17 protein-coding genes and 3 tRNA genes are annotated in these 13533 nt (G+C 65.2%); 9 read left to right on the forward strand and 11 right to left on the reverse strand.

All coding sequences use genetic code 11. From position 1 onward, the window contains the following. Positions 1-90: 90 nt before the first annotated feature. The 8 genes from AWC06_RS11235 to AWC06_RS11270 all read right to left on the reverse strand — a co-directional run bounded on the left by AWC06_RS11235 (position 91) and on the right by AWC06_RS11270 (position 2440). A tRNA-Trp gene (locus AWC06_RS11235) sits at positions 91-163 on the reverse strand. Positions 164-302: 139 nt separating this feature from the next. Further along, a complete protein-coding gene (hadC, locus tag AWC06_RS11240) occupies positions 303-803 on the reverse strand; it encodes a (3R)-hydroxyacyl-ACP dehydratase subunit HadC (RefSeq protein WP_085197352.1) in 501 nt (166 codons plus the stop codon). A 2-nt stretch (positions 804-805) separates the two neighbouring features. Continuing rightward, positions 806-1234, reverse strand: coding sequence for a (3R)-hydroxyacyl-ACP dehydratase subunit HadB (gene hadB, locus AWC06_RS11245; RefSeq protein WP_085197354.1), 429 nt, complete (start codon positions 1232-1234; stop codon positions 806-808). Continuing rightward, positions 1221-1673 (reverse strand): (3R)-hydroxyacyl-ACP dehydratase subunit HadA, encoded by a 453-nt coding sequence (gene hadA, locus AWC06_RS11250; protein ID WP_264480017.1) that lies wholly within the window; start codon positions 1671-1673, stop codon positions 1221-1223. The genes hadB and hadA overlap by 14 nt, the downstream gene beginning before the upstream one ends. Positions 1674-1747: 74 nt before the next feature. After that, on the reverse strand, positions 1748-1915 hold the full coding sequence (gene rpmG, locus AWC06_RS11255) for a 50S ribosomal protein L33 (protein WP_069395712.1): 168 nt from the start codon (positions 1913-1915) through the stop codon (positions 1748-1750). 35 nt (positions 1916-1950) lie between these two features. Further along, a tRNA-Met gene (locus AWC06_RS11260) sits at positions 1951-2024 on the reverse strand. Positions 2025-2060: 36 nt separating this feature from the next. Then, positions 2061-2133, reverse strand: a tRNA-Thr gene (locus AWC06_RS11265). Between the two features lie 82 nt (positions 2134-2215). Next, positions 2216-2440: a type II toxin-antitoxin system VapB family antitoxin gene (locus tag AWC06_RS11270; RefSeq protein WP_085197357.1), complete on the reverse strand. Its 225-nt coding sequence runs from the start codon at positions 2438-2440 to the stop codon at positions 2216-2218. Between the two features lie 104 nt (positions 2441-2544). Between AWC06_RS11270 and AWC06_RS11275 the strand changes: the two genes are divergently transcribed. From AWC06_RS11275 to AWC06_RS11295, 5 genes are all read left to right on the forward strand, one after another. After that, the gene (locus AWC06_RS11275) at positions 2545-3267 is read left to right on the forward strand and encodes an MBL fold metallo-hydrolase (RefSeq protein ID WP_085197359.1); all 723 of its coding nucleotides are present in this window, start codon (positions 2545-2547) and stop codon (positions 3265-3267) included. 82 nt (positions 3268-3349) lie between these two features. Next, entirely contained in the window at positions 3350-4183 is an 834-nt protein-coding gene (locus AWC06_RS11280) for a hypothetical protein (RefSeq protein WP_085198015.1), read from the forward strand. A gap of 4 nt (positions 4184-4187) precedes the next feature. After that, positions 4188-4883, forward strand: coding sequence for a crotonase/enoyl-CoA hydratase family protein (locus AWC06_RS11285; RefSeq protein WP_085197361.1), 696 nt, complete (start codon positions 4188-4190; stop codon positions 4881-4883). A gap of 39 nt (positions 4884-4922) precedes the next feature. Beyond that, entirely contained in the window at positions 4923-7304 is a 2382-nt protein-coding gene (locus tag AWC06_RS11290; RefSeq protein WP_085198017.1) for a molybdopterin oxidoreductase family protein, read from the forward strand. Continuing rightward, positions 7301-7780, forward strand: a complete 480-nt coding sequence (locus AWC06_RS11295; RefSeq protein ID WP_085197363.1) for a hypothetical protein — start codon at positions 7301-7303, stop codon at positions 7778-7780. Before AWC06_RS11290 ends, AWC06_RS11295 begins: the two co-directional genes overlap by 4 nt. On the opposite strand, the gene AWC06_RS11300 is transcribed toward AWC06_RS11295, so the two are convergent. After that, positions 7777-8796, reverse strand: coding sequence for a patatin-like phospholipase family protein (locus tag AWC06_RS11300; protein ID WP_085197365.1), 1020 nt, complete (start codon positions 8794-8796; stop codon positions 7777-7779). The genes AWC06_RS11295 and AWC06_RS11300 overlap by 4 nt on opposite strands. Positions 8797-9001: 205 nt before the next feature. On the opposite strand from AWC06_RS11300, the gene AWC06_RS11305 reads away from it, so the two are divergent. Then, the gene (locus AWC06_RS11305; RefSeq protein ID WP_085197367.1) at positions 9002-9637 is read left to right on the forward strand and encodes a maleylpyruvate isomerase family mycothiol-dependent enzyme; all 636 of its coding nucleotides are present in this window, start codon (positions 9002-9004) and stop codon (positions 9635-9637) included. 12 nt (positions 9638-9649) lie between these two features. On the opposite strand, the gene cynS is transcribed toward AWC06_RS11305, so the two are convergent. Both cynS and AWC06_RS11315 read right to left on the reverse strand, forming a co-directional pair. Next, positions 9650-10105 carry a cyanase gene (gene cynS, locus AWC06_RS11310; RefSeq protein ID WP_443677342.1) on the reverse strand — a complete coding sequence of 152 codons (456 nt, stop codon included), beginning with the start codon at positions 10103-10105 and terminating at the stop codon, positions 9650-9652. A gap of 32 nt (positions 10106-10137) precedes the next feature. Then, positions 10138-11958 carry an acyl-CoA dehydrogenase gene (locus AWC06_RS11315; RefSeq protein ID WP_085197371.1) on the reverse strand — a complete coding sequence of 607 codons (1821 nt, stop codon included), beginning with the start codon at positions 11956-11958 and terminating at the stop codon, positions 10138-10140. Between the two features lie 86 nt (positions 11959-12044). On the opposite strand from AWC06_RS11315, the gene AWC06_RS11320 reads away from it, so the two are divergent. From AWC06_RS11320 to AWC06_RS11330, 3 genes are read left to right on the forward strand one after another with little or no spacing between them, the layout of a single operon-like run. Next, positions 12045-12317 carry a type II toxin-antitoxin system Phd/YefM family antitoxin gene (locus AWC06_RS11320; RefSeq protein WP_085197373.1) on the forward strand — a complete coding sequence of 91 codons (273 nt, stop codon included), beginning with the start codon at positions 12045-12047 and terminating at the stop codon, positions 12315-12317. After that, entirely contained in the window at positions 12317-12715 is a 399-nt protein-coding gene (locus AWC06_RS11325) for a type II toxin-antitoxin system VapC family toxin (RefSeq protein WP_085197375.1), read from the forward strand. The genes AWC06_RS11320 and AWC06_RS11325 overlap by 1 nt, the downstream gene beginning before the upstream one ends. A gap of 19 nt (positions 12716-12734) precedes the next feature. Next, complete coding sequence (locus AWC06_RS11330; protein ID WP_085197376.1) at positions 12735-13532, forward strand: SDR family NAD(P)-dependent oxidoreductase; 798 nt, start codon at positions 12735-12737, stop codon at positions 13530-13532. Position 13533: the final 1 nt, after the last annotated feature.

A 13533-nucleotide genomic window follows, 5' to 3' on the forward strand; every position in this document is an offset into this window, starting at 1 on the left:
TCCAGTGTCCACCATCGCACGGCCCGATCCTATTTGGCCGGCTCCTCCTCGGCCGTCCCGGCCCGCATCGTCACCGGACGTTGCCATCAGCAGGGGCGACAGGACTTGAACCTGCAACCTGCGGTTTTGGAGACCGCTGCTCTGCCAGTTGAGCTACGCCCCTTCGCCGGTTGGCAGGCCAACCTGCGCGTGCCGGGGCTTAACCGACGCGCGCGCTCTCCGCCTGTTCAACTACGGAAAGCGCGCTGATGATGGGAAACCCCGAGGTCCGAGTGTACATCGGCGGCGGTGTCAGGTACTAATCAGGCGGTTCGGACGACCTGCCCGGATTCCATGTCCCACTTGAGCTCGACGGACTCGTTGCCCTCGTGGCCCATCATCGTGGTGTAGGCCTCCAACACCAGCTCGCCGGCGTCGTTGGTGCAGAGGTTCCTGGTGACGACGATGTCGGCCCCGAACCGCTCGTTGACGGACTGGATCTCCATCCGGGCGTGCAGCACCTCGCCAGCCAGGATCGGTTTGTGGAAGATGAACTTCTGGTCGACCTGCACGATGTGCATGGTCTCGTATCCGGTGTCGACCTTGCGCATGAAATCGCTCTGGACCAGCTTCGCGAAGATCGTCGCGAACGTCAGCGGCGCGACGAGGCCGTCATACCCGAGCTCGGCCGCTGCCTTCTCGTCCAGGCTGGCCGGGTCGTCGGCCTTGATCGCCTTGGCGAACTCGCGGATCTTCTCTCTGCTGACCACGTAGGTGTCGGGATACTCCCACACCATCCCGCGGATGTCCGTTTTGATCGCCATGCTCAGGCCAACGTTGCCGACGCGACCGCCCGACCGAAGATCTTCTTGCCGTCGGTGGTGGCGGTGAGCGCGATCGTCACCGACTTGTTGTCGGGATCGACCGACTTCACCTTGCCGCTGAACACGATCTCGGCACCCTTGCCGTCGTTGGGCACCGGCACCACCGCGGTGAATCGCACGTTGTACTCGGTGACTGCGCCTGGATCGCCGACCCATGAGGTGACGTAACCGCCGCCCAGACCCATGGTCAGCATCCCGTGCGCGATCGCGGTGTCGAGCCCTACCTGCTTGGCGATCTCGTCGTCCCAGTGGATGGGGTTGAGGTCACCCGAGACCCCTGCATAGTTCACCAAATCCTGTCGGGTCAGGGGATAGACCTTCTCCGGGAGCTGGTCACCCACCTTTACCGAACTGAACTCACGCCGTGGCATCGCTGAATCCCTTTTCTCCGTCCTCACTGGCACGACCCGCCAGGGTCGTGTAGGTCTCCTGCACCACGTCACCGTCGTCATTCGTGACGGTCTGCCTGGTGACGATGATGTCTGTGCCGTGTGCCTGACGCACCGAATGCACGGCCACGTCGCAGTACAGCCGGTCCCCCACCTTGATGGGTCGAAAATACTTGAGCTCCTGGTCGACCTGGACCACCTGAGCTTCGTTGGTCTCGATGTTGGCGTGCTCGAAGAACGCGGCCACGGCTTGATAGCCGAAGACCGAGATGAACGTCAGCGGAGCCGGCAGCGTGTCATAGCCCAGATCGGCGGCGGCGTTTTCGTCGAAGAACGGCGGGTCGTCGTTCTTGACGGCGACCGCGTACTCCCGGACCTTTTCCCGCTCGACTTCGTAATGATCGGGATAGCGGTACGTCATCCCGACGATTTTTTCGCCCAACGACACGGCTAGAACCTACCTAGTCAGTTTTCGAATCAGCTCGTGGGTCGGCGCTAGCGCGTCTCGCGGTGAGCCTGGTGCTTGCCGCAGTTCGGGCAGAACTTCTTCAGCTCCAGCCGGTCGGGGTCGTTGCGGCGATTCTTCTTGGTGATGTAGTTGCGGTGCTTGCACACCTCGCACGCCAAGGTGATCTTGGGCCGGATATCGGTACTGGAGGCCACGTCGGTTCTCTTTCACACGTCTGGTTGTTGTCTTGTAGCGATGGCCGGACTCGAACCGGCGACCTAACGATTATGAGTCGTTCGCTCTAACCGACTGAGCTACATCGCCTCGGGTAGCCGCCGCCAGCCTGCTCGGCGTCCGCCGAGCCCCCTAACGGAATCGAACCGTTGACCTTTTCCTTACCATGGAAACGCTCTGCCGACTGAGCTAAGGGGGCGCTCACCCGTAGCGACCAGTCGGTCGTGCCGGGGCCTAAAAGAGGGTACAGCCTGGGCCGCAGGGCGGCCAAACCGCAGTGATTACCCTGCGTGCCTCGATCGTTGGGGGTTCAAAGCGCCCAGGTCGAATGGGTCGTCTTCCTCTTCCGTCGGTTCGTCCGCCGGCGCGGACCCCGAGCCGGTCCCGTTGACGAGAACTCGCAGTGCGAGGTTGACGGCTTCCCGGACGCTCCGAAGGTGATATCTGCGTATCACTTCGTCGACCAGGGTCTGATCAACCTCGATCTCAACCTTGGCAAACGACATGCAAAAACGATACCCATTTGCGCATGCCGCCAATCACGGAATCGTCGGTAAACGTGCAGCTAGGGGCCCACGTGATGCGGAGCTGATGGCGGGCGCCATACGCTATGCGGGTGCCTGATTCGGACCGGTTGTACTTCCGCCAGCTGCTCTCCGGTCGCGACTTCGCCCAGGGCGACATGTTCGCGACGCAGATGCGCAACTTCGCCTACCTGCTCGGCGACCGGCAGACCGGTGACTGCCTGGTCGTCGACCCCGCATACGCGGCCGGTGATCTGCTCGACGCGCTCGAGGCCGACGGCATGCACGCCTCCGGCGTCCTGGTCACCCATCACCATCCCGACCATGTCGGCGGCTCGATGATGGGCTTCGAACTCAAGGGGCTGGCCGAGCTGCTGGGCCGCGCCAGCGTTCCCGTCCACGTCAATTCCCATGAGGCGCTGTGGGTTTCACGGGTTACCGGGGTCAGCATGGGCGACCTCACCACGCACGAGCACGGCGACAAGGTCAGCGTCGGCGATATCGAGATCGAGCTGCTGCACACCCCCGGCCACACCCCGGGCAGCCAGTGCTTCCTGCTCGACGGGCGGCTGGTCGCCGGCGACACGCTGTTCCTGGAGGGCTGCGGGCGCACCGACTTCCCCGGCGGCGACTCCGACGAGATGTATCGCAGCCTGCAGCAGCTCGCGCAGCTGCCCGGCGACCCGACGGTGTTTCCGGGGCACTGGTATTCGATCGAAGCCAGCGCGTCGCTGTCGGAGGTCAAGCGTTCCAACTACGTGTATCGAGCCGCCAACCTCGATCAGTGGCGAATGCTCATGGGCGGCTGAAGCCAAGTGAACAGGCCTTTACCATCTGGTCAGCGAATTATCTGGCCCGTTAGCGCTGTGGTATAAGACGAGGATGGATTCCATGGGATGGATCCAAGATCGCTGGCACCAGGTGGCGGACGCGGCGTCCGGCACCTGGCTGGCGTGGGCGGTGTGGGCTCTGCTCGTCCTCGGACTGATCGCCCTCGTCTACGCCAACCGACAGATCCGGCGCAGTCATCGGCTGCACAACGAGGAAACCCGGCCGCACGTCGGGATGTTCATGGAGCCCAACGCCGCCGACTGGCATGTCATCGAGCTCGTCGTGCGGAACTTCGGCAAGACCCCCGCCTACGACATCCAGTTCAAGTTTTTGCATCCGCCCACCGTCGCCGAATACGAAAACGCCCACGACGGCTACGCCGACATCGTCGAGCTGAAACTCCCCCGCCAGCTGGCGACCCTGGCGCCCGGCCAGGAGTGGCGCACGGTGTGGGATTCGGCGCTGGACCGCACCCACCTCGGTGAGGGCATCGAGTCGCGCTTCACCGGCACGGTGACCTACTACGACCGCCCCGATACTCCGCGGGGGTGGAAGTTCTGGCAACGCGCTCGGCGTCCGCTGGAGGCCAAGGTGGTGCTGGATTGGGATGCGCTGCCGCCGGTGCAGCGGATCGAGTTGATGACGACGCACGACCTGGCCAAGCGGGAACGGCAGAAGCTCGAACTGCTGCGCAGCCTGCTGACCTATTTCCACTACGCCACCAAGGAAACTCGCTCCGACGTGTTCCGCGGCGAGATCGAACGCATTAACCGCGCGGTGGAGGAGACCAAGGACCGCTGGCGCACCCGCCAGCTCGACCAGCCGACCGATGTCAGCCTGCGCTGGGGTGACGCCGAAGCCGAATTGGGCAAGCACCGCAGCGAGCGGGTCTGAGCGTATGGGCGGACCGGTCAGCTATCGCCTCGACGAATCCGTGGCGTTCATCACGATGGACGACGGCAAGGTCAACGCGCTCGGCCCGGCGATGCAGCAGGCGCTCAACGACGCGCTCGACAACGCCGACCGAGACGAGGCCAAGGCCATCGTGATCGCCGGGAACGACAGGGTTTTCAGCGGCGGGTTCGACCTGAAAATCCTGACCTCCGGCGAGGTGCAACCCGCGATCGACATGCTCAAGGGCGGCTTCGAGTTGTCCCACCGGCTGCTGTCCTACCCCAAGCCGGTGGTGATGGCCTGCACCGGGCACGCGATCGCGATGGGGGCGTTCCTCTTGTCCAGCGGCGATCACCGAGTCGCCGCGCCCGCCTACAACATCCAGGCCAACGAGGTCGCGATCGGTATGACGATTCCCTACGCGGCACTGGAAGTCATGAAGCTGCGCCTGACGCCGTCGGCGTATCAGCAAGCCGCCGGGCTGGCGAAGACGTTCTTCGGCGAGACCGCGGTGGCCGCCGGCTGGCTCGACGAGATCGTGCTGCCCGAGGCGGTACTGGACCGCGCCGCGGAAGCCGCGCGGGAATTCGCCACGCTCAATCAACAGGCCCACGCCGCGACGAAATTGCGGACCCGAGCCGAAGCGCTTACCGGCATCCGCGGCGGGATCGACGGCATGGCGGCCGAATTCGGGCTTTAGGGTTTCGGAATACCGGGCTCGGGTACGTCATCGGGCATGGTGGCGGCGGATCGGATCGCGGAACCCTGGGGAGCGCGAACACCCTACGCGTCCGGTGAGCCGTGGCCCGAGCGTGTCGATGACTTCCTGGCCGACGGCATCAGCCCCGAGTCGGTGGATCGTTGGGTGCAGTCCGCGGCGATCTTGCATTCCAACGGCGACGGCCTGGACATCGCCGTCAAGGACGGGCGCATCGTAGGCGTGCGGGGGCGCGCCGTCGACCGGGTCAACCACGGGCGAGTCGACCCCAAGGACATGTTCGGCTGGCAGGCCAACGCCTCGCCGGACCGGCTCACCACGCCGTTGATACGTGTCCGCGGCGAGTTGCAGCCGTGCGACTGGGACACCGCGATGGATCGCATCGTGGCGCGCAGCCGCGAACTGCTCGACGATTTCGGGCCCGGTTCGATCGGCTTCTACACCTCGGGGCAGCTGTTCTTGGAGGAGTACTACACGCAAGGGGTCATCGCGCACGGTGCCATCGGCACCAACCACGTCGACGGAAACACCCGGCTGTGCACCGCGACTGCCGCTGAGGCGCTGAAGGAGTCGTTCGGCTGCGACGGGCAGCCCGGGTCCTACACCGATGTCGACCACGCCGACGTCATCGCGCTGTTCGGCCACAACGTCGCCGAGACGCAAACGGTGTTATGGGCGCGGATGTTGGACCGGCTGGCCGGCCCGACGCCGCCGGCGATCGTGTGCGTCGACCCGCGGCGCACCCCGGTGGCCCAGCATGCCACCGTGCACCTGGCGCCGCTGCCGGGAACAAACGTGGCGTTGATGAACGGTCTGCTGCACGAGATCATCGCCCACGACTGGCTGGACCACGACTACATCGACTCGCACACTGTGGGTTTCGACGAGCTGCGCAGCCGGGTCGGCGAATTCCCGTCGGAGCGCGCCGCGCAGATCTGCGGTGTGGACGCCGACGACATCCGGCACGCCGCGTTGCTGATCGGGCATGCCGAGCGACTGCTGTCCACCGTCTTGCAGGGGTTCTACCAGTCGCATCAGGCGACGGCGGCGGCGGTGCAGGTCAACAACATTCACCTGGTTCGAGGCATGCTGGGCAAGCCGGGCTGCGGTGTGCTGCAGATGAATGGACAGCCGACCGCGGAGAATACCCGCGAGTGCGGCGCCGACGGCGATCTGGCCGGGTTCCGCAACTGGGCCAACGATGACCACATCTCCGAGCTGGCTCGGCTGTGGAACATTGAGCCGCAACAGATTCCGCACTACGCACCGCCGACGCACGCCATGCAGATCTTCCGCTTCGCCGAAGAGGGCAGCCTGCAGATGCTGTGGGTGACCGCGACCAATCCCGCGGTGTCGCTGCCGGAGCTGGGACGGATCCGCGACATCCTGTCCCAGAAGCGGCTGTTCCTGGTGGTGCAAGACATCTTCCTGACCGAGACCGCGGAGCTGGCCGACGTAGTGCTGCCCGCTGCGGCGTGGGGCGAGAAGACCGGCACGTTCACCAACGCCGACCGCACCGTGCACCTGTCCGAAAAGGCTGTCGACCCACCGGGATCCGCACGACCTGACCTCGACATCTTCCTCGACTACGCGCGGCGGATGGATTTCCGCGACAAGGACGGCCAGCCGCTTCCGCCGTGGACGGACGCCGAGTCGGCGTTCGACGCGTGGAAGAAGTGCAGCGCCGGCCGGCCCTGCGATTACACCGGCCTGAGCTACTCGAAACTGCGCGGCGGCAGCGGCATCCAGTGGCCGTGCAACGACGAGAATCCCGACGGCACCGAACGACTGTATGCCGACGCGAAGTTCTGGGCTTCGCCGGATTACTGCGAGGCTTACGGCAAGGACCTCATCACCGGCGCACCGCTGGAGCCGACCGAATACCGGGCGATGAACCCCGACGGCAAGGCGATTATCAAGGCGGCGCAATACATTCCACCGCACGAGTCCCCGTCTTCGCACTATCCGTTCGCGTTGATCACCGGGCGCACTCTGTATCACTTCCATACCCGCACCAAAACCGCTCGGGCGCCGCAGCTTGCACAGGCCGCACCCGAGGTGTGGGTGGAGGTGTCCCAAGGCGACGCCCGTCGTCTGGGCATCAACGACGGCGACATGGTCGAGGTGAGCACTCCGCGCGGCAGCATCAGCGCGGCCGCACGGATCAGCGGCATACGCGGCGGGGTGCTGTTTGTGCCGTTCCACTACGGCTATTTCGACGCCGACGACAACAAGGGCCACCATCGGGCCGGCAACGAATTGACGGTCACCGATTGGGATCCGGCGTCCAAGCAGCCGATCTTCAAGACCGCCGCCGCGCAGCTGCGGCGCACCGGTGCCAAAGCCCCGCCGGTGAACGGCCAGGTGCCGGTGGCGGCAAAGGTCCCGGCGGGCCAGCCATGAAAATCAAACTGGCGATCCGCGAGCTGCACCGCTCGGAACGCAAACTGGCCCACCAACTCAACGTGATGGCGGCCCGGCATCGCACCGACCAGGAGATCTACCACGTGGCGCACGACTTGGCCGGCTGGTCGCGGAATCACCTGCGGGAGTTGGCCGAGCATGGCCGTCACTATGGTCTGCGACTGTCGGCCAACCCGCGAACAAGCGTCTTGACCGGTTTTCTGCAGACCCGGATGAGTCGCATGTTACGAAAGCGTCCGGAACCCGGACTGTTACTGCTCGCCGATCTGCGGCAACTCCACCGGCTGGCCGCCGGGGCGTCGGTGGACTGGGAGCTGCTGGGCCAGGCCGCGCAGGCGGCGAAAGACGAAGAGCTGCTCGAGTTGACGTCGCGCTGCCATCCGGAGACGCTGCGCCAAATGCGTTGGGCCAACGCGATGCTCAAACAGCTTTCGCCGCAAGTGCTGACCAGTTAGCGTCGCCAATAGCGATTGAGGTAATCCTCCCAGTCCCAGTGGGACAGGAATGTCTGCGCCGCGTCATAGCCGCGCTCGTAGAGCGCATCCATCTGCCTGCGGGAGATCTTGAAGTCGAGAAAGCCGACGTCGGTCGAATCCACCCGGATGGCCCGCGCACTGACCCACGGCTGGCTCAGGTAGGCCTGGTCATGGCCGACGATCATCGTGGTAATCAGGTCTTCAAGCAGAGTCGGACCGCCGAACCAATGCAGCGGCGCCAGCCCGGGAATCACCTTGTCGTTGCCCTGCGGAAGGTTCGGTAGCACGGTGACGCCGAAAGTTGGCCAGCGCGGCGGTTTGCCGTCCGGCCGGGCGAACGAGTCGATCGGGAAGTTCGACAGCAGCCCGCCGTCCACCAACGTCGACGTCGTGCCGCCGGCACTGGTCAGCTTGGCTGGGCGGAAGAAGAACGGGATCGCCATCGACGCCCGAACGGCATCGGCGACCGGCTGCTCGTCAGGGTCCAGCCCGTAGAGGCGGCGGTAGTCCCAGGGCAGCCGCACCATCTGGCCGGTGGTCACGTCGGCGACGGTGACCACCAGCTTGTAGCGCCGCTCCGGCAGCAGGTTGTCGTCGTCGACGGCCAGATCCCCGAAGGTCCGCACACCCAGGTTCTGCAACTCAGAGCGAACCCAGTCGTGCGCGAAATCGCCTTTGTAGATGCCTTCTTCGCTCAGCACGCCCCAGGCCGGGCCGAGCAGCGGGATGCCGGTGATCGGCGTGGGGTCGAGGAACTTGCGGTAGGGCACCGTCATCGCCAGCTCCCGCACCTGCTCGGGCGTCAGCTGATAATCACCACCACGCGAGCCGGCGGCCAGGATCGCGCCGACGACCGAGCCGGCTGACGTGCCCGAGACGCGCTGGACGGCGTAACCGGCCTCCATCAGCGCCACTATTGCGCCGACCAGGCCGATGCCCTTGACGCCGCCGCCGGACAGCACAAGATCCGCCTTCAATGGCGTGGTTGCGGTCATGGCTCCCCTCCTTACTCGAGCCTAAGGGTGGGCATCGGCGCGACGGGCCCGCGACACCGCTGTCACATCTGCCACGCCAGTCCCCGCGAAGAAGGATGCGACGTTCTGCCCGCCTCGTAGCGACAACCCACGGTGGAGTGCTCGACGCGTCGACCCTAGTCGCTCGAACGCGGGCACAAACCCACCGCGGTCATATCCTTGGCGGATGGATCGGGATCAAATTCATGCGGCTACGGCCCAGGAGCGCCGCCGCATCGCCGATCTGATTGACGATCTTGACGAGGCGCAGCTGTCGACTCCCAGCCTGTGTACAGGGTGGGACATAAAGACGGTGGGCGCTCACCTGGTGAGCTTTTTGGCCGAGGGCAATTTCAGGGTTACCCGGTTTGGCATGCACCGCGGCGGTCCTGATGGGGCAATCGATGAGGCCGCGCGCCGCTATGCGAAGCGGCCAGCTACCGAAATCGCTGCAAGTCTGCGCGATCTCGCTGATCGCCGCTACTGGAGGCCCCCGCCGCAAGCGCCGGGTCTGCTGGCCGAAGTCTTGGCCCATAGCGGCGACATCAGAATCCCACTTGGGCTCCCGTTGGAACTCGATCCGCAGACGACTGCAATCGCGCTGGACTTCTTGACCGGCCCCGCGCCACTCGGTCTCGTCCCGCTTGGACGACTGCGCGGGATTCGCTTGCGGGCCACCGACATGGACCGAACGTGGGGTAAAGGCAAGGAAATCCGCGGGCGGGCAGCCGAATTGCTGATGGCTGCAGTGGGCCGCCCAACCGTGCTCGATGCGCTCGACGGGCCAGGTGTACCCGCGCTGCGTCACCGGATGTCTCGCTGACCCTAAATGCTCTCAGCCTTCTGCCGAGATCCAGTCGTAGGGAAGGAATTTCCCGTCGAAGGTGACGACAACACGGTCGCCCGACGGATGCGGTTTCTTTTTCAGGTCGACGCTGAAGTTGATGGCACTCATGATCCCGTCGCCGAACTGCTCATGGATGAGCTCTTTGATCGCTCCGCCGTAGACCTGCAAGGCTTCGTAGAACCGGTAGATGGTCGGGTCGGTCGGCACCGCGGTGGGTAGCCCGCCGCGCATCGGCGGCGCCGCCAGCACTGCGATCGCTGAGTCGTCGAGGCCCAGCATCTCGACCAGGACCTTGCCGAGCTCGGCGGGAATCGGGTGCTGACCCAGCAGTGCCGACGTGGTCCACATGACCGGCCGGTCGATGGCGTCGGCCAGCTCCTGCCAGCTCAGACCCTTGGCCAGCCGCGCGACGACGATCTGTTCGGTGATCTCGTTTCTGGTCATGCCTACCAGCATGCCCCGCTGCGCTTAACGTGTCAGAAGGCGTCGTCGGCGACGTCCATCAGCTCGGTGTCGACGTTCTCGACGACGACCCGGGTCGCCGAGATTGTCGGCAGGATGGTCTTGGCGAAGAACGAGGCGGCAGCAAGCTTGCCGCGGTAGAAGGAGTCGTCGGCGCCGGCATCGAGTGCGGCCGCGGCGACGTCGGCCTGCACGAGCAGTCGCCACCCGACGAGCAGGTCGCCGACGGCGTGTAGGAAAGCCACCGACACCAGCCCGATCTTGTACAGCTCCATCGGGTTACGTTGTGCGGCAAGCAGATACGTGGTGATCGTACCGGTCATCGCCTGCACGTCGGACAGCGCGGCCGCCAGCAGTGCACGCTCGGCCTTGAGCCGGTCGCCGGCGATGTTGTCGATGAACGCCGCGATCTGCTCGCCGAGGTGCGCAAAGGCCACGCCTTGGTCGCGTGCGATCTTGCGGAACACGAAGTCAAGCGACTGGATCGCGGTGGTGCCTTCGTAGAGCGAGTCGATCCTGGTATCGCGGAGGTATTGCTCGATGGGATAGTCCTTCAGAAAGCCGGAGCCGCCGAGGGTTTGAAGGCTTTCATTGATCCACTGGTAGGACTTCTCGGATCCGACACCTTTGATGATCGGCAGCAGCAGGTCGTACACACGCGCCGCCAAGTCGGCGTCCACACCCGCCAACGGCGCGACTCCGAACTCGTCGTAGTACGAGGCGGCGTACATGTACAGTGCGCGCAGCCCTTCGGCATAAGACTTCTGCAACATCAGGCTTCGCCGCACATCCGGATGGCGAGTGATGGGCACCCGGGGCGCGGTCTTGTCCGTGAACTGGGTCAGGTCCGGGCCCTGCACACGCTGCTGCGCATAGTCGAGCGCGTGCAGATACGCGGTCGACAACGTCCCGATGGACTTGACGCCGACCATCATCCGCGCGTACTGGATGGCCTTGAACATCTGGGCGATGCCGTCGTGCACGTCGCCGGCCAGGTACCCGACGGCGGGGATGCCGGTCGCGCCGAAGGTCAACTCGCAGGTCGGCGACGCCTTGATGCCCATCTTGTCTTCCAGGGCCGTCGCGAACACCCCGTTGCGCTCACGCAGGTCCAGTGTGTCGGGGTCGAACAGGTATTTCGGGACGTAGAACAGGCTGAGGCCTTTCGTACCGGGTCCGGCACCCTCCGGACGTGCCAGCACCAGGTGGAACAGGTTCTCCGCGGTGTCACCGACGTCGCCGCCGGAGATGAACCGCTTCACACCCTCGATGTGCCAGGTGCCGTCCGGTTGCGGAATCGCCTTGGTGCGGCCTGCGCCGACGTCGGAACCCGCGTCAGGCTCGGTCAGCGCCATCGTGCCCGTCCAGCCGCGCTCCAAACCTATTCGCGCCCAACGCTTCTGCTGCTCGGTGCCGACAAGCGCGAGCACTTGCGACATGACCGGAGTGCTGTACCACTGAATGGCCGGGTTGGCGCAGATCATCATCTCGTTGACCGCCCAGACCAGCGGGGCCGGTGCCGGCATACCACCGATCACCTCGGACATGCCTATCCGCCACCATCCCGCGTCCTTGAATGCGGCGACGGCGGGCCGCACCGAATCCGGCACCGCGATGGTGTGCTCGTCCGGAAGGAACCGCGGCGGGTTGCGGTCGGCGTCGACGAACGAATCCGCGATAGGTCCCTCGGACAGCCGCGCCACCTCGCGGAGAATCTCACGCACCGTCGCGGTATCCAGGTCGCCGTATGCGCCTGAGTCGAGCACGGCGTCGAGGCCGAGGACCTCGAACAAATTGAACTCCAGGTCTCGCACGTTCGATCGGTAGTGGCCCATCGGGTGATTGCACCACGGGAAGCCGGGTGACAGCGCTGGTTTCGCCGGCGCCAAACTGTACTACGAATAAGTAGTACACTGACTGTATGTCTGAGGTCCCCGTTCGTGAGCTGAACCAAAATACTGCTGGCGTGCTCGCACGGGTCAAACGTGGGGAACAGATCGATATCACCGAACGCGGAGCCGTCGTGGCCCGCCTGGTCCCCGCGCAGGAAAACCCTCTAGCCGAAATGATCAGTGCTGGAAAGCTTCGTCCAGCCACCCTCAGCGGCCCGGCGCCACGCCCATCCGGTCCGATCAAGACAGACCATGAGGCCGGGCAACTGCTGCGGGAGCTGCGAGACACCGAGCGCTATTGATGCTGTACCTAGACACGTCGGCGTTGATGAAACTGATACGGCGTGAAGCCGAAAGCGATGCCCTCGCTGACTGGCTTGACACCCAGGCACCGGCGCCGTGGGTGTCGTCGATGCTCATCGAGGTTGAACTGCCTCACGCACTGCGCCGGATTGAGCCCGCGCTGCTTGCCGATGTTCCGGCGATCGTGTCCCGAGTAGCGCGCTATGAAATCGACGAGGTGGTCCGCGCCGCTGCCGCAGCGTATCCGGACACCGCGTTACGGTCGCTGGATGCAATTCATCTCGCGACCGGGGATGCGGTGTTCGGCTCGCAGTTGACCGCGTTCGTCACCTACGACGAACGCCTCCTCACTGCGGCAGCAGACGCAGGCCTGCCGATCGCTGCTCCGGGTCGCTGAGAGCCGCTACGCTCGGTCAATGACACTTCCACCGCCATCGGCAGGATCGGTCGCCGTGGTCACCGGCGCATCCTCAGGCATCGGCGAGCAATTCGCCCGTCAACTCGTGGCCCGCGGCTACCGCGTCGTCGTCACTGCCCGTCGGGAGGACCGGCTGCAGAAGTTGTGCACCGAACTCGGCGGCGACGAGCACGCGGTCGCGGTCGGTACCGATCTCGCGGTTCCGGAGGAGCGAGACCGGCTGGCCGCGCGGATTGACGAGCTGGGCGCGCAGGTCGACATCCTGGTGAACAATGCGGGGCTGGGCATCTACACGAAGTTCGGCGCCGAGGGTCGCGACAAGGAACTGCAGATGCTGCGCGTCGATGTCGAGGCGGTGGTCGATCTGATGCTGCGCTACCTGCCGGGCATGGTCGATCGCGGGCGCGGCGCGATCATCAACCTGTCATCGGTGTCCGGATTCCAGCCCGCGCCGTACAACGCCGGCTATGCCGCCGCGAAAGCCTATGTGCTGTGGTTGTCCGAGGCCGTCAACGCCGAAGTCGCGGACGCCGGTGTGACGGTCACCGCGGTGTGCCCCGGTCCGGTGCCGACGGAGTTTCAGGCCACCAACGACGCCGATTTCCTGGTCGGCCGGCTACCGAGCTTTGCCCACGTCTCCGCCGAGCGGGTCGCGGCCGACGCCCTGAAGGCCGCGGAGCGTGGCCGCGCGTCGGTGGTGCCGGGCGGCCCGCACGTGCGGTCTTTCCTGAAGTCCTCCCGGTACATACCGACTCCGTTGGCCTTGCCGGTCGTCACGCGAATGTATAAGCGGTAGC

It is taken from the genome of Mycobacterium fragae (assembly GCF_002102185.1).
Classification (GTDB): Bacteria; Actinomycetota; Actinomycetes; order Mycobacteriales; family Mycobacteriaceae; genus Mycobacterium; species Mycobacterium fragae.

Bases quoted from the DNA above. Each gene is read 5' to 3' on its own strand.
- hadC (WP_085197352.1), bottom strand. From the start codon at position 803: ATGGCGATCAAAACGGACATCCGCGGGATGGTGTGGGAGTATCCCGAC.
- hadB (WP_085197354.1), bottom strand. From the start codon at position 1,234: ATGCCACGGCGTGAGTTCAGTTCGGTAAAGGTGGGTGACCAGCTCCCG.
- hadA (WP_264480017.1), bottom strand. From the start codon at position 1,673: ATGACGTACCGCTATCCCGATCATTACGAAGTCGAGCGGGAAAAGGTC.
- AWC06_RS11270 (WP_085197357.1), bottom strand. From the start codon at position 2,440: ATGTCGTTTGCCAAGGTTGAGATCGAGGTTGATCAGACCCTGGTCGAC.
- AWC06_RS11275 (WP_085197359.1), top strand. From the start codon at position 2,545: ATGCGGGTGCCTGATTCGGACCGGTTGTACTTCCGCCAGCTGCTCTCC.
- AWC06_RS11280 (WP_085198015.1), top strand. From the start codon at position 3,350: ATGGGATGGATCCAAGATCGCTGGCACCAGGTGGCGGACGCGGCGTCC.
- AWC06_RS11285 (WP_085197361.1), top strand. From the start codon at position 4,188: ATGGGCGGACCGGTCAGCTATCGCCTCGACGAATCCGTGGCGTTCATC.
- AWC06_RS11295 (WP_085197363.1), top strand. From the start codon at position 7,301: ATGAAAATCAAACTGGCGATCCGCGAGCTGCACCGCTCGGAACGCAAA.
- AWC06_RS11300 (WP_085197365.1), bottom strand. From the start codon at position 8,796: ATGACCGCAACCACGCCATTGAAGGCGGATCTTGTGCTGTCCGGCGGC.
- AWC06_RS11305 (WP_085197367.1), top strand. From the start codon at position 9,002: ATGGATCGGGATCAAATTCATGCGGCTACGGCCCAGGAGCGCCGCCGC.
- cynS (WP_443677342.1), bottom strand. From the start codon at position 10,105: ATGACCAGAAACGAGATCACCGAACAGATCGTCGTCGCGCGGCTGGCC.
- AWC06_RS11315 (WP_085197371.1), bottom strand. From the start codon at position 11,958: ATGGGCCACTACCGATCGAACGTGCGAGACCTGGAGTTCAATTTGTTC.
- AWC06_RS11320 (WP_085197373.1), top strand. From the start codon at position 12,045: ATGTCTGAGGTCCCCGTTCGTGAGCTGAACCAAAATACTGCTGGCGTG.
- AWC06_RS11325 (WP_085197375.1), top strand. From the start codon at position 12,317: ATGCTGTACCTAGACACGTCGGCGTTGATGAAACTGATACGGCGTGAA.
- AWC06_RS11330 (WP_085197376.1), top strand. From the start codon at position 12,735: ATGACACTTCCACCGCCATCGGCAGGATCGGTCGCCGTGGTCACCGGC.